The sequence below is a fragment of the Oceanobacillus jordanicus genome, from assembly GCF_022095695.1.
Classification (GTDB): Bacteria; Bacillota; Bacilli; order Bacillales; family Amphibacillaceae; genus Oceanobacillus_B; species Oceanobacillus_B jordanicus.
This window is the reverse complement of sequence record NZ_JAIFZM010000002.1, coordinates 101588-123453: the sequence shown is the minus strand read 5'-3', so window position 1 is coordinate 123453 and position 21866 is coordinate 101588. Positions and strand designations below refer to the sequence as shown.

The window sequence follows — 21866 nt, the reverse complement described above, 5'->3', positions numbered from 1 at the left end:
CATTAATTAGTCATACCCCACTGACACGTGGGGTCCGATCTATTCAACCGGGGTCAATAATACCTTAATTGCTTCGCCGCTTTTAATAGCCTGATAAGCCGCATCCCAATCTTGAATGGTATATTCATGTGTTACGAGTGACTTCGCGTTTACACTTCCATTATTCATCAGTTCAAGAGATGGCTCCCAGTCTGCTGATTTTTGACTTCTGCTACCGACAACACGGATTTCTTTTTGAATAATTTTCTCTAAGTCAAAGGAAATCTCTGGTTTAGCGAACAAACCAACTTGCCCGTATTGCCCTTTTTTGCGCAATAGATCAAGTGCCTGCTTCGCTGCAGGAACTGCCCCTGAACATTCGAAAACAACATCGGCGCCATAGCCGTCTGTTAAGCTATTTACTAGTTCTTTAATATCCTGCTCCTGCGTGTTAACGGTATAGTCAATGCCCAATTCTTTCGCTTTATCGAGACGAACTTTATCATTTGTTAGTCCAGTGATAATCACGGTTGCTCCCTTACTTTTAACAACCTGTGCGGTAAGCAATCCGATTGGACCCGGCCCGATTACAACCACTACATCCCCTTGGTTAATTTCTGTTTTTGCAACAGCATGGTAGGTACAAGCCAATGGCTCCGTCATCGCTGCTGATTGAAAATCAACGTTTTCCGGTAACTTATGAACGCTCTCTTTTCTTGCAACAAGGAATTTTGTAAAGCCACCATCCTGCTGTGTACCCAAGCCTTTTCGATGATTGCAGAGATTGTAGTCACCTGATTTACAGTAAGCACACTCTCCACATATATAGAACGTTGTCTCTGATGTAACCCGATCTCCCACTTGGAATTCTGTTACACCTTCGCCAACCGATACAACTTCACCGGAAAATTCATGTCCTAACGTAACAGGAACACCCACTTTGTAATGTCCTTCATACGTGTGTATATCTGATCCGCATATCCCTGCATACTTCACTTCAATTTTCACTTGATCTCGACCAGGCTCCGGCACGTGCTTATCTTGAACTTCCAGATTGCCGAAGCCTTGTGCTGTTTTCACTAGTGCCTTCATGCTAATTCCTCCCATGCTTGAATTGTACGGTTAACCCTTAATTAAATAAGGAGAAAAGTTTATAAATGACATAGTTTACAATGTTTCCACCTTGGTCAATACTTGAAATTTGTGCAGATCCTTCTGGCATATTGAAATCTGCATTCTCCGCCATTTGTGTAAACATTGGTGCGACATCTGTTGCAATGTAAAGCGAAATTGCAATCATCACCGTTCCTACAATGACAGAATGCACGATATTACCTCTTGCAGCTCCTACAATGAATGCCACAATAAATGGAATGGTTGCCAAGTCACCAAATGGAAGTACTGCGTTTCCTGGTAGAATAACAGCTAAAACAACTGTGATTGGAACTAGAATAAGAGCAGTAGAGATAACTGCAGGATGCCCAAGTGCAACAGCTGCATCAAGTCCGATTAAAATTTCTCTATCACCAAAACGTTTATTTAACCATTCTCGTGCTGATTCGGATACAGGCATTAGCCCTTCCATCAAAATCTTAACCATACGTGGCATTAATACCATAACGGCTGCCATCGCCATTCCAATTTCAATCACATCGCCAACACTATATCCAGCAAGCGCACCAATTGCTGCCCCTAGGAATAGTCCAATGAAAATGGATTCGCCAAAGATACCAAAGCGTTTTTGAATTGTTTCAGGATCTGAATTCCAGTTTTTGATTCCAGGTACTTTTTGCAACCCTTTAACTAAGAAGATTCCTGGTGCGTAAGAGATCGTACTTCCGGTAGCGATCGATACGCCTGGTAGTTCATAAAATTCGCTCATCATTGGCGCAGTCCAATCCGCAACCTTCAGACAAACAATTTGGAATAGAACAGCAGCGATCAATCCTTGAACAATACTGTCAGAAATCGCATATACCATTGCTGCCATAAAGGTATAGTGCCAGAAATTCCAAATGTCTACGTTCATTGTTTTTGTTGTTTTCGTCAATAACATGACAACGTTTACAACAAGACCTAATGGAATAATAAATGCTGCTACCACAGATGCCCAGGCAATCGAGGACGTTGCTGGCCAGCCAACGTCGATGACATTTAGCTCAACACCAAGTCGATCTACCATTCCCTGTGCTGCAGGACCTAAATTTAGAACTAGTAAGTCAATAACAAGGAAAATCCCGACAAATGCTACTCCAATCGTTAAACCGGAACGAAAAGCTTTACCTGGTTTCTGCCCAAAAAATAACCCTAATAGAAAAATTGCAACTGGTAAAATAACCGTAGCTCCTAAGTCAAGAAAGCTCTGTATAACATCAACAAAACCTTGCATGGTTCCATCCCCCTCAAACAAATATTGTTTGATCCCGGAAGAACCGGGACCAACTATGCATTATTTTTTTAGTTCCTCTAAAATTTGTTTCTTTGTATCTTCTACACCAATTCCAGTTAGGAAAGCGCGTGCATTTATTACTGGAAACGGATACTCTGTTTTTGTCATTGCAGTTGTAACAAGCAAATCAGCTGTATCAACATAGCCACCTACTTCTGAAATTTTGATTTGCACCAAATTTACTTTCAGATTGTTTTCTTTTGCCATCTCTTCAATCGCACCATTCACTACAGTAGATGTCGCGATTCCAGCTCCACAAGCTACTAAAACCTGTTTCTTTTTCTCCATCTTACTCACCTCCTTTAAAGTCAAATTCTAATTTGTCTGCCAGTACTTTCATGACAGCAGCTTCACTCGTTGCTTCAACGATGGAAGCCAATGTAGCCTCATCCTGAAAGATTTGCATCAGTTTTTGTAAAAGTGACAATTGATCATGCGGCTTATCCATCGCCAGCATAAAAACGATTTTTACAGGCGTGGTCTCCTCATCGTCACCCATTACGCAAAAATCTACTGGGTCTTTTAATACCGCAACACTTATCGTTTTGCGATTTACATGCTCTACGTCTGTATGCGGAATGGCAACAGAGGCCCCTTTTGTAGGAAGTCCTGTAGCAAATTCTGCTTCTCTAGCAATAATTGCGTCTGTAAAACTATCCTTTACTAACCCCAGTGTCTGAAGGTTCTGCCCCATCTTGGTCAGCACCTCTTCTTTATTATCTGCCTCCAAGTTTAGGAGAATAATAGAATCATCAAAGTACATCTCACTCATGTTGTGCCCCCCTGTTTCTCTCGTTAGTTGGTTGCGTATTTTTGTATTATCTTGACAACCGTTTCTTTATCCGCTGCTTCTATCAGCGCTTTTTGATCTGCTTCGTTTCCAGCCAGTCTCATCAATTGCATTAGCGCTTTCAAATGTTTTTTCTTATCCACCGCTGCAATGATGAAAATCAATTGAATCGAATAATCTTCTGTAAAAGCTACCCCTTTTTTTAATCGAAGCAGGCTCATAGAAACATCATTTACCCCGTCTTCTGGTGTTGCGTGTGGAATCGCAAGGTTTGGCCCAATGACGATATATGGGTCTTTTTCTTCTTCTCCCACCATTGCTTCTACATATGCGGAATCAATTGCCCCTTTTCGAATCAGTGGAGCGGACCCAACTTTTAATGCTGCCTCCCAGGATGATGCAGAATCACGCAGTGTAATGGTTTCTGGTGTTATAAAATCAGCTAGTGTCATGGCGGGCTCTTTGTCCCTTTGTTTCCTTATTGCATCCGCTTCATCACGATGCAAGTAGCGGTAAAGGTCTTTAGAGAGCTGCACTTCATTGGAGATCTCAGCGTGATTTTGGACAATTGCTAGAATCTCCTCGACATCAAGGTCTGATGCGATATAGCCATGTACCTCTAGCATCACCTGTTTGCGTAAGCGGGCTTTTTCTTCTGTTTCCATAAAAGAACTTGTAATAAATAATTTCTTATCAGTCTCGAGTGCAATGGGAGAGAACACTAAATCATAAGCAAATGGATATTGTTGAAACTCCCGTACAGACAAGGTATCCAGGAAAATGAACTCTGGAAACAACTCCTTCAGCTGACTATACATCAGTCTGGAAACAGAGATCCCTTTTGGACAGACAACAATCGCTTTCGTTTTCTCCTGAATGCTGTCCCCCTGCTTTGACAGCCATCCACCAATTAACATGGTAAGATACGTCGTCTCACTTTCCGGGATAGGCATTCCAATTAGCTCAGCGAGTGGTTCCGTTGATTTTTTTACAAGATGATGTAGTTCCATAAATTCCTGGCTAACTGTATGCTGCATATCACTAAGCTCTGAAAGCTGGTATTTAATCCGGTAATATGCTGGCTTCACATGTAATAACAATTTGTTCAGTAATTGCTCACGATCCCGAATAGAGATAACGGCCCTTCTCTCAAACAGGCGAAGCATATCATCTAGCGCTTCCATTAAATTAGGAATTGCTTCCTCTGTTAGAAATTCAGACCAATACACATTTGTTGTAAGTAGATAAAGCGTTATAAATAGTCGTTCTTCCATCGGAATGTCTGCAACGTCATAAAGGATTTCTTCTGTTGCATGGTATTGCTTGGTATCCGATAACTCTTCATATTTGATATAGAAGGCTCGAATCAAATTCCCTTTTTTAATCCGACGCGTTACGAGAATCAGACTATACGGCATGGTTGCCATACGATCATCCGTAAACTTCAAATTCAGTTTCTTTTCAACAGACTCTATTCGCTGGGTAATTTCCTTTACTTCCGCTGCCTTAATATCTACAAGACGGGAAAGAAGTTCTGCTCCGTTTTTCAGTCGGAGGATTTTTTCCAAAACATGTAGAAGCAATTTACGGATCTGGAATTCCTCGCCATCCAAAACATAGCCATCTCTTCTGGTATAACGGACTGTTAATCCGTAGTTTGATATAAATTGCTGCGCTTGCTTCAAATCACTCAAGATTGTATTTTTGCTCACCTTTAGCTCGCTAGTGAAGTGAACAAGAGAAAGATCTTCCTTACTAAGCAACATCATGAGGATCATATGCATTCGTTGCTCTTCCGATAGAATGCTGGTATCTTCTTGTTTTGATGTTTCTCCCTTAGAAAACGTCGTAAAAACAGATTGATCAATAATGAAAAAACCTTTTCTCGTTCTCTGAATTTCCGGGAGCTTTTCATCCGTAAGCCACTCATTAATTTTCGTGATACTGTATCCCAACTGCCTTCTTGTCAGGCCATACTTTTGTTCAATATCCTTACTTGTAACACTTGGATTACTTATCAGTTCCTCAAGAAGTTTGTTGCTGCGGTTATCAAGTTTCATGATTAACCCCTCTTTCAAAATTAATTGTAGCACCGTATTTTAACTAGTGAACGCGCTTTCATCGCAAATAAGTGGAACACATTTGTACATTATTGTGATTTAAAAAGAAAAATACCGCAAGGATACATAGTAGCGTTGGTTTGGGGGGATTGTCGAATTTCGTCGGAATGAGTCAGATCGAGTGAATTCGGTTGGGGTGGGGGGTGGGCTATTGATGTGGTGGACGGGGTTAATTGGAAGGCGTGTGTAATTGATTGGGAGCTCTGTCTGATCGATTGGCAATCCTGTCTTGTTGATTGGGGAGCTCTGTCTGATTGATTGGAATCCTGTCTTGTTGATTGGAGAGGCACTATGCAATCGACTTGAAGCTCACGGCGCATTTCCGATTGAGATAAAATAAAGGAATTTAGCATTTAATAGAGAATTTATTAGTAATATAGAAAGGTGGGATAAATTTGATTAGTAAACCGCGCTTGAAGTCTTACCGACTCTTGGCTTATGAGGCTTTACACCGCAGATTAAAAAAAGAATACAAAGATAACGAGGTTTTCCTTCAAGATTACGGGAGGTACTACGCTGGATATTTAGGAGAGAAAAGAGTTGACTATACACTATCAAACTTTCGCGAGGAAAATATATTTATAATTAAAGATCTTCGATTAAACAACTATAATCACTACTTTCAAATTGACACACTCCTCATCACCCCATATAACTTAATCATTTTAGAAATTAAAAATTTTAAGGGTGAATTAAGTTATGACTCCCTTCAAAAGCAATTTATTCAACATGCAGATGGTAAAAAGACGGTTTATAAAGATCCAATTCAACAGGCAAACACACAAAAAAGAAACCTTGCATACTGGATGCAAAACTACTCTATGAATTTACCAATAGATACACTAGTTATATCGAGTAATCCCGCCACTTCAATCCAAAACATTCAAGAAGATCCCCAAATATACAATCAATTAATTCACTCAGAAAGCATTCACTTTCATCTTGAAAGAATTTTTAAAGGATATTCAGAACAAAGATTGAACCATTCTGCCCAAAACAAGTTATATAAACTGCTGCTTTCACATCACGTAGATTATGTCCCAGACCTTCTTGAGTATTATAAAATATCTCCTGAATTTTTAATACAAGGTGTGCCATGCCCAAAATGTGTTAACTCTCTAATGAAGAAGAAAAACAAGACTTGGATCTGTTACGAGTGTAAAAATACTTCCATGATTGCGCACAAGCAAGTAATTTTGGATCACTTCTTATTATTTAGGCCAACTATTACTAATATGGAGTGTCGAAAATTATTAAATATACCTTCGCCAAGTACAGCATATCTCCTTTTAAAAGGCATGAAATTACAACAATCTGGCAAAAACAGATACAGATTATACCACTCCCCTCCTATTCAAACCTACCCTCAAGATAAAGGCATTCCTTTTCCTAGCAACAATATATTCGAATAATCACCCCCATTTATACGAGCTAATTCCTTTGATTGTAGAACTTATGTGATTGATTGGATCTCTCTTATGATTTATTAGCGTCCATTACTCGTTGATTGGAAGATCCTTGTGATCTATTGAGGCGCTCGTGTCATTGATTGGTCCTCTCGTATGATTGATTGGCATACATTACTTGTTGATTGAACCTCTCTTGGCATCGATTGAAGCGCTCGTGTGATTGATTGAACCTCTCATATAATCGATTGGCGCACATTACACGTTGATTGGACCTCTTTTGTCATCGATTGGAACACCCGTATGGCCCAACCAACACACCCAACAAAAAAACCGGAACTCCCCAAAAGAAGTCCCGGCTTCATTCAATCTCTCAGTTTTCCTGGTAATCCATGAATTGATTCGATGAGCAGGTTTAGTTTTCCTTCAATGCGATGCAACAAATAAAAGGTGACGGCAATGGGAAAACCGACATCTGTCAGCAAGGGAATCCATGTTTCCATTCGAATACCTCCAATCTCTTGTATACGCTCACTCTCTAATTCCATCCTCCAACCTGGCAACCAAGCAGATAGAGAGCGTCACGCTCACTCCGCTAATTTTAAAAGAGCAGACCAGAGGCATGGCCACTGGTCTGCTCCCAATCCAATGTTATAGTCCAAGATCGATTTCTTCTACTGATCGATCGACTACGCGGGCGCTTTTCTTAGCAACGATGTCGCCACCACTAGATGTGAATGCATTTTGGGCGATGATCTCATCCATTGCCGCATTGACAGCTTCTGTGTCAACTGGTTCAACAGGTTGATCCAGTGAGTACGTGACTGTCTTTCCATCAAAGTTAGTGAATTTAAGCTCTAGCTTTTTCATTCCTTCCCCTCCTTTCTATTAATGTCTGCTACCATTACTCCTCGATAATATCGGAGCTGTCATTTCGTTCAATGTTGTAAAGTGGGAGCTCCTGTAAAGCTGCTACTGCTGTCGCAATGGCATACAGTTGATCAGCGGTGGTTGATCCTTTCACATTGGTAAAGCTTTTTGTCTTGAATGATGGATTGCCTGAATCTTCGTCAATACCATCTTCAAAAACAAGTCGTAATGAGGAATTCATTAATTCTGCTACTGCCATGTTTGTCACCTCCCTTCACCTCTATAATCGAAGGTAAAGGCGAAAATGGGGTACAAACAATAAAAAACACCTCCATAATAGAAGGTGTTTTGGTCTAGGATAATTTCCTTTTTCGTTCGAATTTCAGATAATGTAACTCATTTTCATGTGTAACGATGTGCTTTTTTAATCTGACAAGATTTTGCTTCTCTTCACGGATTCTTTCTTTTAACTCACGGATGGTTTTTACTAATTTGTCATTATAAATAGGAGAATGGGTGGCGGGAAGTTCCTCCAATTGAAGGAATTTAAAGATCTCTGCCTGCTTTTCCTTACATATGGAACTTTGTTGTTTTGAAGTGGATTGATAGGATTTATTTTGGGTATATTCTTCCATATAATCATATAAATGAGTGAGGCCTAAAGCTAAGTATTCTATATCATTTCGCTTTGCTTTTAATTGCAATTCTAGACGATAAAGTGTTTCCTCTATCGCGGAGATTTGTCTATTAATTACTAAAAGAGAACTCATGTTTACACCCCATCAAACTAAGTTTCTATTGTGATTGGTTCTATTCCCCTCATTATAAGGGAGGTATCTTTGTTTGATAAGAGCATATATTACTGAATTTTCCCTCATATTCTGCAATATGGGGTAGAAAATTGTAGGTATATAGAATCATATGCTTCATATATAGGCAAGAGCCAAGGATCTCTTGGCTCTTTGTTTATTATGCTTGACTCATAGGGATAATCTGCATTATCTTATACATCCATTACACAACGAAAACCAATATTCCCTGTCGAGCTATCAGGGCTATTCGCAGTTCTGGCGGCAACCCGGTAGCGATTGCAATAGCTCTCATGACATAGATAAGAGCCGCCGCGCATGACTTTGTTAGTCCCCGTACCTGCGCCTGATGGATTATCCTTTCCACCACGCTTATGGATATTAGTCGCAAACCAATCGGAACACCATTCCCATACATTCCCTGCCATGTTGTATAATCCATGGCCATTTGGTGGAAAAGAGGCTGCCGGGGCTGTTCCTACATACCCATCTTCTTCTGTATTTTCTTTAGGAAAATCTCCTTGCCAGATATTACATTGATGCTTTCCTTCTGGAGTAAGCTCGTCTCCCCATGGGTATGTTTTCTGCACGAGACCACCTCTGGCGGCGTACTCCCACTCCGCTTCTGTAGGAAGTCTTTTCCCAGCCCACTCACAGTATGCCATGGCGTCGTTCCAGGAGACATGGATGACAGGATGGTCCATACGATCGGCTATTCCCGATCCCGGCCCCTCTGGTTGATTCCATGTTGCTCCTTCTACAACAAGCCACCACGGTGTCTGCGCAACTTTTTGTTTCACTTTTTCTGCCGTGGTCTCACTAACCAGTTTATAAAAAACGAATGACCACCCATATTGCTCCGCCTCTGTTCGATAACCCGTTTCTTCTACAAATCTAGCAAACGATGCGTTCGTTACCGTTTGGGGATCGATATAAAAAGAATTCACCTTGATATTACGAATTGGCCCCTCCCCATCCTCTGGAAACCCTGCCTTTTCCTGTGTTCCCATCAAAAACTTACCGCCCTTAATGAGGATCATGTCCTCCTGGGGAACAGTACTGCCTGTTGTCCTGAAAGGCGTAAGGACAGGATCCGACTTTTTTATACTTTCCCCTCTAGATGCTGCACAGCATCCGCGAACTTCTGTATTCTTCATTTATTTCACCTATCCTACTAGACCGTTTCATTATATTGTTCTCTTAATCTCTTAAGCTTGTCCTTCAATTCGATTACCGTCTCCGCGTATGCCGAATTATCATACTCATTTTTTAATTCAAGCGGATCTTTCTCAAGATCAAACAGCTCCCATTCCGGCTCCATTGGTTTTGGAACTGCTCCAATGACATCAAGTGGATCACCATAATAATAGATAAGCTTGTACCGATCTGTTCGTACCCCATAATGGGCGGTTACATTATGAATCGTTAAATGTTCCCAGTAACGGTAATACACTGCATCGCGCCAGTCTTCTGGTTTTTCACCTTTGGCAATTGCTCGGAAACTTTCCCCCTGCATCTTCTCTTTTGCCTCCACCCCACAGTAGTCCAAAAAGGTTGGCGCAAAGTCGTTGTTAATAATCATGTCCGTCGATACCTTACCTGGCTTAATCTCTTGCGGATAGCGCATTACAAACGGCATTTGCAAAGATTCCTCAAACATAAACCGTTTATCATACCACCCATGCTCTCCCAAAAAGAATCCTTGATCAGAGGTGTACACCACAATCGTGTTTTCTGAAAGGCCTTCTTCATCAAGATAGTCGAGCAGACGGCCAACATTATCATCGATCGATACGACACAGCGTAAATAATCTTTAATATAGCGCTGGTATTTCCAATCCTTTACCTCTGCAGGAGTGAGCCCCTCCGGTGGTTTTCCTTTTACATCCTCTTCATTCAAGTCTTCAATGCGCATGTCCGCAATTTTTGCTGCATTTGCTCGGTTAGCATAATCATCATGATACGTCTCTGGTACTGGAAACTCCCTATCGGCAAATAAGTCTTTATATTTCTCAGGTGGATTCCAAGGTCGATGTGGCGCTTTATGATGCACCATCATCATGAAAGGCTTTTCATTTTTTTGTTTACTTAGCCATTCTAATGAGAGATCGGTCACAATATCTGTGGCATATCCCTCTCTCTTTTTATCTTCCCCCATTTCGTTCATAACAGGGTCGTAGTAGTCTCCCTGATCCGGAAACACATTCCAGTAATCAAACCCCGTTGGATCACTATACCCGCCTTGCCCTAAGTGCCATTTGCCAATAATGGCTGTTTCATATCCGTTTTCCTGTAGGAGCTTCGGAAACGTCTGCTGTCTTCCATCAAACGGCTCTGACAATCCGCGCACCCCATTTTCATGGCTATAATTGCCTGTCAAAATTGTTGCCCTGCTTGGCGCACATAGTGAATTGGTACAATACACATTGTCAAAACGCTTGCCCTCACTCGCGATACGATCAATGTTTGGCGTCTCAACTATAGTCTTGTTGTACGCACTAATTGCTTGTGCCGCATGGTCATCACTCATAATGAATAAAATATTCGGTTGTTGTGGCATGTATATCCTCCTTTTTTGTAAACGATTACATATTAAAATAAAACAATACGCTTCCCTTAATATGTTAGCACAGTTTCATACTCTCTTTAAGTAATTAATAGAAAAAACCTGCTACAAAACTTACAGCAGGCTCTCTTGAAATTACTTATTTTTTTAGATAAAAACGAAATATAAACTCAAACACTTTAATAATTCGTTTAAACCGATATGGCTGCTTTATAAGACGATATAGCCACTCCAGATTCAACTTAATTATCCAATCAGGTGCGCGCTTTACATTTCCTGCTAATACATCGAAACTTCCACCAACACCCATAAACAACCCTTTAGAAAATTCATCAATATGCTTGGAAATCCACTCCTCTTGTCGTGGAAGCCCTAAAGCAACAAAAATTATATCTGGATTGCTGTCTTTAACTTTTTTCACAATAGCAGGGTCCTCTAATTCAAAATAACCGTGATGATGCCCTGCAATTTTGAGGTTAGGATATTTCCGCTCCGCTTCTAGTACAGCTTTTTCATTAACATAGTCCTTCGCTCCAAGAAAAAAACAACGTAACCCTTGGACTTCTGCAAAAGAAAGAAGGTCCATCATAACGTCCAAACCAGAAACCCTTTCTGGAATCGGCTCTTTTATATGCTTTGCTGCTAGTAAAATCCCCGCGCCATCTGGAATTACATAGTCAGCAGAAAGCACGATTTGCTTGTATGTAGGATCTTCCCTTGTTTTCATTACAATTTCCGGATTTCCTGTCACGATAAAACATTTTTGTTGTTTGTTGAGACGTGGGAATATGTAATGATGCAAAGCATCCTTTTTCCTCTTATTCAGAAAAGGGATATCCATTATTTTCACAAAATCCTTCGAATCTACCATTTTATGTGCAACCTTTCATCCCTATTTAACGTCTAATACATATAACTTACAAAATTGTAATACAAATGTTGTTTACTAAACCACGTATTCATAGTAAAATTAAGCTTAGTTTTGTAATTAACTAAAGTGCGTATTCAAAAAGGAGGATAAAAAGGACCGAGAAGTTCGAGGCGGCGTAGCTTTGAGTACCGGAACGTATGCAATTAATACGTGAGGAACGGAAAGGCAAGCCAACGAAGAAATTCGATGTGTCATTTTTACCGGATTTTTTGAACAACAACTAAAATTCTTAATAAAATTATGATAACATTAAATGTTACGTTTTTCTATTTTAAAATAAGGGTGAATAAAAGTATGTCACATAATAAAACAAACCAAACACGTGTGGTAAGAAGGACGAAGAGGAGAAGACTAAAAAAGCGTGCTTTCTTTATCCTCATCCCTCTCCTCGTTATTCTTGCAGGGGTATCCTATGCATCTTACTTGTATATAAAGGCAGACAGTGTATTTTCAAATTCCTATGAAGATGATGGAAGAGAAAAGTCAGAATTAAGGGAAGCAGCCGTAGACCCTACAAAAGATAACGTTTCCGTGTTAATTATGGGTGTGGATGCTAGTAACATTCGCCAAAATGCAGACAACTCTCGTACCGATACATTAATGGTTGCTACACTAAACAAAAAGAATGATAGTGTGAAGTTGCTTAGTATTCCGCGTGACTCTTATGTCTATATTCCGGAAATCGGCCGGGAAGACAAAATAAACCACGCTCATGCTCGTGGAGGAACGACGGCTACGATTGATACAGTGGAAAATCTATTAGAAATCCCGATAGACTACTATGTGAAAGTCAACTTCGAAGCCTTCATCGATGTGGTAGATGCGGTAGATGGTATAAATGTAGATGTCCCTTATGAATTAAAAGAGCAAAATTCTAAAGACCAGGCAGGAGCGATTCACCTACTTCCAGGCGAGCAGCAACTGAACGGGGAAGAAGCACTTGCGCTTGCTAGAACAAGAAAGCAAGATAATGATATTGAACGTGGAAAAAGACAACAAGAAATTATTAAATCGGTAGTAAGAAAGGCAGCTTCTCTTAACTCCGTATTGAAATACGATGATGTGATCGATGCTGTGGGAAGTAACATGACGACGAATATGACCTTCAGTGAAATGAAGAGCTTTATATCTTATGGAACAGCAGGAAAAAACTTGAATTTTGAAACGTTAAGTCTTGAAGGAAATGATTACCAACCAGGAAACGTTTATTATTGGCAGTTAGATCAAGTTGCTTTGCAAGAGACAAAACAAACATTACAGAGCCATTTGGGCATAACCCCAAGTAGCAGTACAGTCAACAGCACAGACGGTACGACGACTTCGGAGGAAAACTCGAGTCCATATTAAAGAAAACTCCCATTCGCTCATCAAGCGAATGGGAGTTTTCTTATTTCGTCGTTGCTTTCTGGCCTAAAGACATTTAACCATGTGAAAAAGGAGCTGACAGCAACAAGGCTGTCAGCTCCTCTGTTTATTTTTGCCGAAATCCTTTAAATAAATTTGTTAATGGCTTGTAGTCACTATTTATTAGTTCCAGATTTTCTATTAACGCCTGAAGGGTTACCAGAGCGACGGTAAAGATTAGAATTGAACCCCATACTGTCGTCATGGAAAACAAAATGGCTGCCAAGCTGAACATTGCGCTTAGCGCATAAATAAACAGTACGGTCTGTTTGTGTGTCATCCCGAATTTCACGAGACTGTGATGTAAATGAGAACTGTCCGGGCTCGACATCGGTTGTTTATTAATATACCTTCGTACCATGGCAATTAAGGTGTCCGAAATCGGAACCCCTAATATAAATATCGGGATAATAAAAGAAACAATCGTGACATTTTTAAACCCTAATAACGCCAAGACAGAAATCATAAATCCGAGAAATAAAGCCCCAGTATCCCCCATAAATATCTTCGCCGGGAAAAAATTATACCGTAAAAAGCCAAGAACACTAAAGAAAAGAACTAAAGCCACGGTCGCTACATAAAGATGCCCCATCATGACTGCCATTACCGTGATAGTAAAAAGCGCAATGGATGATACACCTGCTGCAAGTCCGTCTAGCCCGTCAATAAAATTAATCGCATTTGTAATTCCCACGATCCAAAAGATCGTAATGATTGTACTTAAAATACCGAACTCGATCTGCCCACCAAATGGGAGATTAATAAATTCAACCTGTAGCCCTCCCCAGAAGACCACGATACAGGCTGCGGCAATTTGCACGATAAATTTCAACTTTGCAGAAAGATCAAAGATATCATCCAAAAAACCTAACCCTACCATTAGCGAGGCTCCCACAACAATAGAAAGATGGTATTCACTTATTGGTTGGAGAATAACCAACCCTATTAGAAAGCTCATATAAATGGCTAATCCACCCAATGTTGGGACAGGATCCGTATGTACTTTACGGTGGTTTGGTTTATCGGTTGCATTCAATTTTTTCGCGTATTTAATAACAATTGGTGTTATGATTAACGATAGCAGCGTACTAATAAAGGCTAATAGCACTATTTTTACCACTTAGCCCACCTCTTCTAGTCAGTCTATTTTTTTCATGCTTAGATATACATTATATATGTTTTCTGCTAACTTCTCCAATGTAAATTTTTGTGCTGCGTGAGATTGTAGCTTCGAACCTATTAAAGGTAACATTCCCTTTCGATACATAAATAATGCATCAAGCAATGCTGCGTGTAGTTCTCTGACGTTATTCGGCTTAACCCGCCAACCATATGACTTGTCCATAATAAGCTCCCCAATTGCTCCAACATCTGTTGCGATAACAGGTGTTCTGGCCTTAGCAGACTCCAATAATACCAAGGGAAAGCTCTCACTAAAAGAGGTAAGCATGGTGACATCTGCCATTTCATAGAAACAATCAATATCTTCCCGATGTCCGACAAAGTGAATATGCGATGCAATGCCCAAATCAATCGCCTGTTTTTCCAACTTCGCTCTTAGTCCCCCATCCCCTGCAAGCATTAAGTGACAATCATTGTTATTAAGTAGAAGCTTTGCGAATGCCTTTAATGCCAATTCATGTCCTTTTACGGGCTCAAGCCTTGCTACCATCAATAACAGAAAATCATTCTCTGGTATACCAAATTCTTTTTTCGAATATGTATTTCGATCACATTCACTAAAATCAATGCCATTTAACGTCGTTACAATTTTTCCTGGAGTAATACCAATCTCAGATAAGCTCTTTTTAAAATTATCCGATATCGCAATTAGTTTATCTGCGCGTCTCACTGCATTTATATGTACGCGCGAGAGCAATCTACCATACATTCCACGCCCCATAAAATCGTGAAGTGGGTGACTATGTATTGTCGTAATCCACTGAAATGGCACTAACCTTTTTAACATGTTGGCATAAACATTAGCTCGCGGTCCGTGTGTATGGATAAACGTTATTTCTTGCTCTATGATATATGCTCTTATCTTACGTATTAATGGCAGACTAAGCCTTGTATTACAAGTAAAATAAACGGTATTTATACCTTCTTTCTCCGCTCTCTCCAATAACTCGCCACGTTCTAATACTCCTAGTATAAACTGATCTCGATTTAATTCCTTCATAAGCCCAAGAATATGATGCATACCTCCGCCAGTTTCATTCCCAGCGTTTAAATGTAACACCTTCATGTTAATAGCCACCTCTGTTGAGTTATTAATACATCAATATAACCAACTGGTGGAAGAATTATAATGGCGCTGAATAGAAACGTGAAAGTTGACCATTACTGTATGGAGGGCATATAGCATGCAAGCGTGTTTAACTTTGCACATTTGGTATGAGCTTGATTACGTTTACCTTAAAAATATTGTTTAAAAAGATTATAGCTGAGGACATGAAAATGAATTATTTCCCAATAAAAAAAGGTTCGATAAACCAAGTGCTGTTTATACTTTTTCTGATCCAACCTTTATTAGATTTGATGACAGCCTTCACACAAGAATTACCTATTTCCGTTGGTGCATTTGTACGAACTTTACTTATGGCTGGACTGTTCATCATGCTGAGCATTTGGCATATAAAAAGGGGAAAAAGCCAACTTCTTTTATTTCTCCTGCCTTTTACTGTAATCCTAATCAGTCTCTTGATTAACTACCTATATAAGCCCCAGATGAATTTGTTTCAGGAGATTAATTTTGCAATGAAGACTTCCTATTTCCTGACAATGGCAACAACAGCAATCTTGTTAGTAGGACTTTACATATCTAAACAGAACTTATACCGCGTTTCTGAACTTATCAGCCTTATTATTGGCATCGCTTATTGGTTAGCTATTATCACGAATACGAGCCGGGAGAGCTATAATTTCACAGGAGAGGGGTACGCTGGCTGGTTTTTTTCGGCAAATGAATTAAGTGTCATTATTCTATGTTTGCTAGGTATCCTGTTAACTAAAATCACACATTTCAAGCCAAAAGCTATAACCTGGGTTGCCTTCATTTTGCTGCTTGCCATGGTACCGACTATTGGTACGAAGACAGCCTTTTTAGGAGGAATTGTCTTAATCGTAAGTGCCTTCCTTTGTATTATGAAAGAAAATATTAGATTTTGGCAGGATAGAAGGCATCTTCTGCTATTGTTTCTATCTTTCTTACTCATTGTACTGATTCCGCTCAGTCCAATACGTGAAAATACCGAGCAGATAACAGGGCCAAACTATCAAGAACAGCCTCCCCTGCAATTGGAGCAATCAGGAAATAGGGCTGGTTTGCTGAATCGAATACTGAGCTCACGTGATATTTACCTTCGAGAAACCTATCAGGATTTTAAAAATGCCAGCCACATAAGACAAGCATTTGGCCTAGGGTATGCGGGAGATTATGAGGAAGGAGCTGCTAAGTTGGTCGAAATGGATCTATTTGATCTGTTTTTCGGCTATGGGGTGGTAGGCAGTATCATCCTCCTCATTCCTTTTGCGTGGTTGGGTTTCATGCTGGTAAAACGTTTATTCCCTGTTCGTGCACCATCTTTTTTATTAGCAGTCACAATCTTCCTGTGTTTGGGTATTTCTTTTTTGGCAGGGCATGTTCTACTAGCACCTTCTGTTATATCCTATTTAACCATTGTCATTATTCTGCTGGGAGCTGAAAAAAATGTCTCGTAACAATGTGGTAAGTATTATTGTCCCTGTATATAATGCTGAAAAGGATCTGCGTTATTGTGTGCAAAGCATCTTACAGCAATCTTATAAGCAAATTGACGTTATTCTTGTGAACGATGGTTCGACAGACACTAGTGGAGAAATATGTAACGAGCTTGCAGCAAAACATTCCCAGATTTCCGTTATTCATCAACAAAATAAAGGACCTTCCTCTGCCCGGAATACAGGTATCAGTATGGCTAGTGGGCAATTTATTCAGTTTGTAGATGCAGATGATTACATTCATCCGACGATGACAGAAAAGCTGGTTGAGTGTGCATTATTAGATACTGATCTTGTCCTTTGTGGCTACCATGCTCAGTTAGGGGGGAAAAAGCAGGTAACTATTCCTCATGTGCCTGAAATGGAATGGAAATTCTCTAAATCCGCTTTTCTGCAACATTTCGGAGTATTATATCGAAAAATTCTGCTCCCCTCGCCATGTAATAAACTATACGTTCTTTCGATCATACACGAGCATGCAATCCGTTTTGACGAAACTATTAGCATGGGGGAAGATTTACTGTTTAATCTGGATTATCTACAAGTCTGCTCGTCTGTCTACATACTCGCCGATCCTCTATATACTTACGTGTCACACGGAAATACGTCGCTGTCTAGAGGGTATATTGACGAATTCTACTCCAAACAGCAGTTCCTTCAAGAAAGAATTCGGGAATTTTTAAAGAGGCAAGAAAAATACACAACCGAAAACAGATTAGAGCTTAATACGGTCATGACTGCTACTTCAATTAATGCATGTAGTAATCTATTTCACCGCCACAGTCCCTTAAGTAAACAGGAGAGAAAAAAGCAACTTCGAGTCATTATGAAAGAGAGTGTGGATCATGGCATCATCCAAGATGATCAAGCATGGAAGGTGAAAATTTTTCTATATCTTGTTAAGAACCAGTCATTAAATGGGTTGTATTATCTATTCTTTATTAAAGAGCTAACCAGGTATCTGCCCTCCCCTTTCCACACCCTATTTCGGATGGTAGCAAAGTAAAATAAATGACTTTATAAGGTCTAAACTGTTCACTATTGTGAAAGGATATTATTAGAGGTGCGATGTAGGATGAAAAAAATAAGAATCTATGCATATACATACGGGAATTTAGGGGATGACTTATTTATAAAAATTATATGTGAACGGTATCCTGATACCATGTTTGTGTTGTATGCTCCAAGGCATTACCGAACTACATTTCAGAATTTACCAAACCTGCTCATTGCTCCAAGTGATTCCCTTATGTACCGGATTGCCAACCTTCTCGTTCGAAAATTCAACCTCTATTTCTTATTGTACAGATGGTTGAACAGAGACTGTGATGCGTCCGTGCAAATTGGAGGATCGTTATTTATACAGGGGGAACAATGGAGGAAGGAATTACAGATAACAAAAGCAATGCGGAGGAAGAAAAGACCTTTTTTTCTATTAGGTGCTAATTTTGGTCCGTATGATGACCCTGACTTTTATACAGAGCATAAAAAGATTTTTCAGCATGATCAGGACATATGTTTTCGGGAAGAACATAGCTATAAGTTGTTTCAAGATTTAAAGCCTGTTCGTTTAGCCGCTGATATTGTCTTTCAACTACCAGCGAAGAAGGCGTTAAAACACAAAAATGTTATCTCGATTTCTGTGATTAAGCCCTCTGTACGTAAGCATCTGGCTGACATGGATACCATCTATTATACAAAAATAAAAGACATAGCGCTCTTTTTTATAGAACAAGGATATGAGGTATTGTTGCTATCTTTTTGTGCGTATGAAGAAGACCCCATTGCAATCAAGGAGATTGTGAGCAGGATACCAGAAACTGCTCGAAAGAAAGTGAAGACGAGCTATTATAAGAATAATCCAGAAGAGATATTGCAACAGTTGGCCGATTCTGCAGGCATTATCGCTACACGATTTCACGCCATGATTATTGGCTGGATATATCAAAAACCTGTTTATCCCATTCTCTACAGCTCTAAAATGCTCCACGTAATGGAAGACATCGGATTTACTGGACACTATACAGACTTCGCACAGTTACATAAGCTTCATCCACTCGATGTCCAGCAAAGCATGGAAATGGCAGCACCTGAGATTAGTAAAGAAAAAGTCGATTCAGAAAATCATTTTAAAGAGCTAGACGTGTTTTTAGGCAGGAAGAGGAATCAAGATGATCATTTACAAACCCGAAGTAGTTCAGATAAATAACACTGCAAGGTTGCAGGCAAAATTTGAAATAGAGAACAAGCAAGAGTCCCTTTGGTTTAGCGTTCCGGTAGACTATGAGCAATACTTATTGAAAGAGCGAGCTGATTCCTTTTTGGTAGGGCTGTTACCTTTGGCCATGGAGCGTGGGGAAGATATATTTCTTAAGGCACCAGTATCAGAAAAACTGTACTACACCATAACAACGTATCTCATAGGGGCGCTTTGTATTGCACTACCGCATTTAAATAGGATATCGATTAAAGCAGAAACTCTTATGCCCAACCCGGTCAAAACTGCAAATGCGGTCGGTACAGGCTTCTCAGGTGGTGTTGATTCCTTCCATACCATTTACGAGCATCTACATAGAGCCTGTCCACCATCTTTTAGGTTAACTCATTTCACCTTCCATAATGTCGGGTCGCACGGTGACTTTGGTGGACAGGAAGCACGCGACCTTTTTCAAAAACGCATCCAGCTGATTCGCCCATTTGCCGAAGAGCAAGATATCGATATTATTGAAGTTGATTCGAACCTCAGTGAAGTATTGAAGATGAATTACGTGCAAACTCATACATTAAGAAATGTAGCGGCTGTGCTGACCATGCAAAAGTTATTTCGCTACTACTATTATTCGTCAGGCAGGCAGTTCAAAGATTTCCAATTAAAAACAAAGGTCGCTGGATCCTATGACCTGCTTACTCTAACAATGCTGTCGACAGAGTCTTTAAGTTTTTTTTCATCAGGTGCTAATTACTCTAGAGTGGAAAAGACACGTCACATAGCCGAGTATGAGCCAACACACCGTTACTTAAATGTATGTGCCGGGGGAAGCTCTGCAAACTGTTCTCGTTGTGAAAAATGCCTCCGTTCCATGCTAACTTTGGAGATCCAAGGTAAACTCGATTTATATCATCATGTGTTTGACCTGAATGTATACCGTCAAGAAAAAACCAAGTATATTGCCAAAGTCCTTGCAGATGTTAAAAGAGATGCTTATGCTGAGGAAATTTATAATGAGATGGGAAAGCATGCGTTTCCAATCTCGGCTTCTTCTTATTTATTAATGCCATATTATAAAGTAAAACATGGCTTAAAGAGATTGATCATGCAGGGAAAATAGTAGAATAGAATGGAAGGATGACAATGACCAATGGAAAAAAGCTATTTAAAGATACAATCATCTATGCTATTGCCAACTTTGGGTCAAAACTCCTCATCTTTCTTATGTTGCCACTATATACGCATTATTTCACTTCGGCAGAATACGGCACGTGGGACTTGTTGTGGACGACTGTTTCCCTTATCGTCCCTTTCATTACATTTGAATTAGTTGCAGCAGTGTATAGATGGTTATTAGAAGAAGAGCAGCCACAAGAACGGGGACGTATTATTACTACTGGAACGCTCACTATTCTGCGCAACCTACTTATTTTTAATGCTACCGCGCTTGCTGTCATGCTTTTTGTTGACTTTCCCTATCATTGGGAACTTCTGCTACTAATTAATTTCACGGTAACTAGTAGTTTCTTACAGCAATGTGCCCGCGGACTCGGGTTTAATAAATTATTTGCGATGCTGGGTATTATACAGACAGCCTTCTCCATTGGATTTATTCTCATTTTTATTTATGTTTTCGACCTTAGGCTATTGTCCTTTTTCTATTCTTCTATTCTAGCTGCAGCATCTGTCACCATCATCGCATGGTGGATACTAAAGTTTCACCGCTATATAGGATGGAAGGGATACTCTAAAAGCTTACTAAAGTCCTTTTTAACCTATTCTATCCCAATCATTCCTGGTGCGTTAAGCTGGTGGATACTAACCATGTCTGATCGTTATGTTATTCTAGCATTTCTTCATTTAGATGCTAATGGTATTTACGCGGTCGCTAATAAAATTCCTGCCTTACTACTTATGGTCAACACCATATTTTTTCTAGCGTGGAAAGACAGTGCAATTACGTCCTTCCATTCAAAAGAAAAAGATGCTTATTACTCTATTGTTTTCAAACATTATGTAAGGTTAATGATTACCACAGCCATTCTCATTATTTTAGTAGCCAAACCAGCCATGGAAATTGTCATTGCCGATACGTTTGGCGAGTCCTGGAAATACGTTGGAATTATGCTAATCGGTGCCTTATTTAGCTCGCTTTCTCAATTTTGGGGTGCTGGCTTTCATGGCGCAAAAAAAACAAATAGTCTTTTCCTTACTTCTTTGATGGGAGCACTGCTTAATATTTTGTTAAACCTTGCGCTCGTCCCATTTATTGGTCTATATGGCATTGCAGCTTCCACTTTATTGGCATTTCTATGTATGTGGTTATTCCGAGTTACTGCTTCCCATAAGTACTTTACTATACGAATACAGTGGAGAGAATTGGTCCCCTTATTTGCTCTCCTTTTCCTCTCCTTAATCTTGCCCTTTATTCTAGAGGACAAAGCATTATTTATAAGTATTGCTATAGCCGGGATGCTCTTTCTTTTTGTAAATAGAGAGTTGATTGGGCTTTTATATAGGACAGGAATGGCATTCTTCCATAAGCAAAATGCAGAATAGTTGTGTTATCCT

The 21866-nt window shown here is 39.8% G+C and carries 21 protein-coding genes; 7 read left to right on the top strand and 14 right to left on the bottom strand.

Going from position 1 to position 21866, the window contains the following annotated elements; all coding sequences use genetic code 11:
- Positions 1 to 39 precede the first annotated feature (39 nt).
- Genes K3T81_RS02710 through K3T81_RS02690 form a run of 5 tightly spaced genes read right to left on the bottom strand, consistent with a single transcriptional unit; the run spans position 40 to position 5278 of the window.
- Positions 40 to 1071, bottom strand: coding sequence for a zinc-binding dehydrogenase (locus K3T81_RS02710; RefSeq protein WP_238018075.1), 1032 nt, complete (start codon positions 1069 to 1071; stop codon positions 40 to 42).
- Positions 1072 to 1108: 37 nt separating this feature from the next.
- On the bottom strand, positions 1109 to 2368 hold the full coding sequence (locus K3T81_RS02705) for a galactitol-specific PTS transporter subunit IIC (protein WP_238018074.1): 1260 nt from the start codon (positions 2366 to 2368) through the stop codon (positions 1109 to 1111).
- A gap of 60 nt (positions 2369 to 2428) precedes the next feature.
- Positions 2429 to 2716 (bottom strand): PTS sugar transporter subunit IIB, encoded by a 288-nt coding sequence (locus K3T81_RS02700; RefSeq protein ID WP_036576183.1) that lies wholly within the window; start codon positions 2714 to 2716, stop codon positions 2429 to 2431.
- A gap of 1 nt (position 2717) precedes the next feature.
- Positions 2718 to 3200, bottom strand: coding sequence for a PTS sugar transporter subunit IIA (locus K3T81_RS02695; RefSeq protein ID WP_238018073.1), 483 nt, complete (start codon positions 3198 to 3200; stop codon positions 2718 to 2720).
- Between the two features lie 23 nt (positions 3201 to 3223).
- Positions 3224 to 5278, bottom strand: a complete 2055-nt coding sequence (locus tag K3T81_RS02690) for a BglG family transcription antiterminator (protein ID WP_161463909.1) — start codon at positions 5276 to 5278, stop codon at positions 3224 to 3226.
- A 455-nt stretch (positions 5279 to 5733) separates the two neighbouring features.
- Between K3T81_RS02690 and K3T81_RS02685 the strand changes: the two genes are divergently transcribed.
- Complete coding sequence (locus K3T81_RS02685) at positions 5734 to 6750, top strand: nuclease-related domain-containing protein (RefSeq protein ID WP_238018072.1); 1017 nt, start codon at positions 5734 to 5736, stop codon at positions 6748 to 6750.
- Positions 6751 to 7109: 359 nt separating this feature from the next.
- Here the strand turns inward: K3T81_RS02685 and K3T81_RS02680 are convergent, their stop codons facing one another.
- From K3T81_RS02680 to K3T81_RS02650, 7 genes are all read right to left on the bottom strand, one after another.
- On the bottom strand, positions 7110 to 7247 hold the full coding sequence (locus tag K3T81_RS02680) for a YvrJ family protein (RefSeq protein ID WP_082667630.1): 138 nt from the start codon (positions 7245 to 7247) through the stop codon (positions 7110 to 7112).
- A gap of 148 nt (positions 7248 to 7395) precedes the next feature.
- On the bottom strand, positions 7396 to 7614 hold the full coding sequence (locus K3T81_RS02675; protein ID WP_106897939.1) for a DUF2922 domain-containing protein: 219 nt from the start codon (positions 7612 to 7614) through the stop codon (positions 7396 to 7398).
- 34 nt (positions 7615 to 7648) lie between these two features.
- Entirely contained in the window at positions 7649 to 7873 is a 225-nt protein-coding gene (locus K3T81_RS02670; protein ID WP_238018071.1) for a DUF1659 domain-containing protein, read from the bottom strand.
- Positions 7874 to 7967: 94 nt separating this feature from the next.
- Positions 7968 to 8384, bottom strand: coding sequence for a hypothetical protein (locus K3T81_RS02665; RefSeq protein ID WP_238018070.1), 417 nt, complete (start codon positions 8382 to 8384; stop codon positions 7968 to 7970).
- Between the two features lie 233 nt (positions 8385 to 8617).
- Positions 8618 to 9580 (bottom strand): formylglycine-generating enzyme family protein, encoded by a 963-nt coding sequence (locus tag K3T81_RS02660; protein WP_238018069.1) that lies wholly within the window; start codon positions 9578 to 9580, stop codon positions 8618 to 8620.
- A gap of 17 nt (positions 9581 to 9597) precedes the next feature.
- Complete coding sequence (locus tag K3T81_RS02655) at positions 9598 to 10983, bottom strand: sulfatase family protein (RefSeq protein WP_238018067.1); 1386 nt, start codon at positions 10981 to 10983, stop codon at positions 9598 to 9600.
- A gap of 145 nt (positions 10984 to 11128) precedes the next feature.
- Entirely contained in the window at positions 11129 to 11860 is a 732-nt protein-coding gene (locus K3T81_RS02650; RefSeq protein WP_238018065.1) for a WecB/TagA/CpsF family glycosyltransferase, read from the bottom strand.
- A 354-nt stretch (positions 11861 to 12214) separates the two neighbouring features.
- Here K3T81_RS02650 and K3T81_RS02645 point away from each other — a divergent pair, with 354 nt between their 5' ends.
- Complete coding sequence (locus K3T81_RS02645; protein WP_106897945.1) at positions 12215 to 13267, top strand: LCP family protein; 1053 nt, start codon at positions 12215 to 12217, stop codon at positions 13265 to 13267.
- Positions 13268 to 13391: 124 nt separating this feature from the next.
- Here K3T81_RS02645 and K3T81_RS02640 read toward each other — a convergent pair whose 3' ends face one another.
- The gene (locus tag K3T81_RS02640; protein ID WP_106898578.1) at positions 13392 to 14435 is read right to left on the bottom strand and encodes a glycosyltransferase family 4 protein; all 1044 of its coding nucleotides are present in this window, start codon (positions 14433 to 14435) and stop codon (positions 13392 to 13394) included.
- Positions 14436 to 14462: 27 nt separating this feature from the next.
- Entirely contained in the window at positions 14463 to 15572 is a 1110-nt protein-coding gene (locus K3T81_RS02635; RefSeq protein WP_238018064.1) for a glycosyltransferase family 4 protein, read from the bottom strand.
- A gap of 212 nt (positions 15573 to 15784) precedes the next feature.
- On the opposite strand from K3T81_RS02635, the gene K3T81_RS02630 reads away from it, so the two are divergent.
- The 5 genes from K3T81_RS02630 (at position 15785) to K3T81_RS02610 (ending at position 21854) form a co-directional block, all read left to right on the top strand.
- The gene (locus K3T81_RS02630) at positions 15785 to 17047 is read left to right on the top strand and encodes an O-antigen ligase family protein (protein ID WP_238018062.1); all 1263 of its coding nucleotides are present in this window, start codon (positions 15785 to 15787) and stop codon (positions 17045 to 17047) included.
- Positions 17037 to 18092 (top strand): glycosyltransferase, encoded by a 1056-nt coding sequence (locus K3T81_RS02625; protein ID WP_106897948.1) that lies wholly within the window; start codon positions 17037 to 17039, stop codon positions 18090 to 18092. The genes K3T81_RS02630 and K3T81_RS02625 overlap by 11 nt, the downstream gene beginning before the upstream one ends.
- A gap of 69 nt (positions 18093 to 18161) precedes the next feature.
- Positions 18162 to 19295, top strand: a complete 1134-nt coding sequence (locus K3T81_RS02620; RefSeq protein WP_238018060.1) for a polysaccharide pyruvyl transferase family protein — start codon at positions 18162 to 18164, stop codon at positions 19293 to 19295.
- Positions 19258 to 20415: a hypothetical protein gene (locus tag K3T81_RS02615; protein WP_238018058.1), complete on the top strand. Its 1158-nt coding sequence runs from the start codon at positions 19258 to 19260 to the stop codon at positions 20413 to 20415. Before K3T81_RS02620 ends, K3T81_RS02615 begins: the two co-directional genes overlap by 38 nt.
- 23 nt (positions 20416 to 20438) lie before the next feature.
- Positions 20439 to 21854 (top strand): lipopolysaccharide biosynthesis protein, encoded by a 1416-nt coding sequence (locus K3T81_RS02610; protein WP_238018056.1) that lies wholly within the window; start codon positions 20439 to 20441, stop codon positions 21852 to 21854.
- Positions 21855 to 21866 lie beyond the last annotated feature (12 nt).

Excerpts from the sequence above, each read along its gene's own strand:
- K3T81_RS02710 (WP_238018075.1), bottom strand. The coding sequence starts at position 1,071 with ATGAAGGCACTAGTGAAAACAGCACAAGGCTTCGGCAATCTGGAAGTT.
- K3T81_RS02695 (WP_238018073.1), bottom strand. The coding sequence starts at position 3,200 with ATGAGTGAGATGTACTTTGATGATTCTATTATTCTCCTAAACTTGGAG.
- K3T81_RS02655 (WP_238018067.1), bottom strand. The coding sequence starts at position 10,983 with ATGCCACAACAACCGAATATTTTATTCATTATGAGTGATGACCATGCG.
- K3T81_RS02665 (WP_238018070.1), bottom strand. The coding sequence starts at position 8,384 with ATGAGTTCTCTTTTAGTAATTAATAGACAAATCTCCGCGATAGAGGAA.
- K3T81_RS02645 (WP_106897945.1), top strand. The coding sequence starts at position 12,215 with ATGTCACATAATAAAACAAACCAAACACGTGTGGTAAGAAGGACGAAG.
- K3T81_RS02670 (WP_238018071.1), bottom strand. The coding sequence starts at position 7,873 with ATGGCAGTAGCAGAATTAATGAATTCCTCATTACGACTTGTTTTTGAA.
- K3T81_RS02705 (WP_238018074.1), bottom strand. The coding sequence starts at position 2,368 with ATGCAAGGTTTTGTTGATGTTATACAGAGCTTTCTTGACTTAGGAGCT.
- K3T81_RS02620 (WP_238018060.1), top strand. The coding sequence starts at position 18,162 with ATGAAAAAAATAAGAATCTATGCATATACATACGGGAATTTAGGGGAT.
- K3T81_RS02660 (WP_238018069.1), bottom strand. The coding sequence starts at position 9,580 with ATGAAGAATACAGAAGTTCGCGGATGCTGTGCAGCATCTAGAGGGGAA.
- K3T81_RS02700 (WP_036576183.1), bottom strand. The coding sequence starts at position 2,716 with ATGGAGAAAAAGAAACAGGTTTTAGTAGCTTGTGGAGCTGGAATCGCG.
- K3T81_RS02615 (WP_238018058.1), top strand. The coding sequence starts at position 19,258 with ATGATCATTTACAAACCCGAAGTAGTTCAGATAAATAACACTGCAAGG.
- K3T81_RS02680 (WP_082667630.1), bottom strand. The coding sequence starts at position 7,247 with ATGGAAACATGGATTCCCTTGCTGACAGATGTCGGTTTTCCCATTGCC.
- K3T81_RS02625 (WP_106897948.1), top strand. The coding sequence starts at position 17,037 with ATGTCTCGTAACAATGTGGTAAGTATTATTGTCCCTGTATATAATGCT.
- K3T81_RS02635 (WP_238018064.1), bottom strand. The coding sequence starts at position 15,572 with ATGAAGGTGTTACATTTAAACGCTGGGAATGAAACTGGCGGAGGTATG.
- K3T81_RS02610 (WP_238018056.1), top strand. The coding sequence starts at position 20,439 with ATGACCAATGGAAAAAAGCTATTTAAAGATACAATCATCTATGCTATT.
- K3T81_RS02675 (WP_106897939.1), bottom strand. The coding sequence starts at position 7,614 with ATGAAAAAGCTAGAGCTTAAATTCACTAACTTTGATGGAAAGACAGTC.
- K3T81_RS02690 (WP_161463909.1), bottom strand. The coding sequence starts at position 5,278 with ATGAAACTTGATAACCGCAGCAACAAACTTCTTGAGGAACTGATAAGT.
- K3T81_RS02630 (WP_238018062.1), top strand. The coding sequence starts at position 15,785 with ATGAATTATTTCCCAATAAAAAAAGGTTCGATAAACCAAGTGCTGTTT.
- K3T81_RS02650 (WP_238018065.1), bottom strand. The coding sequence starts at position 11,860 with ATGGTAGATTCGAAGGATTTTGTGAAAATAATGGATATCCCTTTTCTG.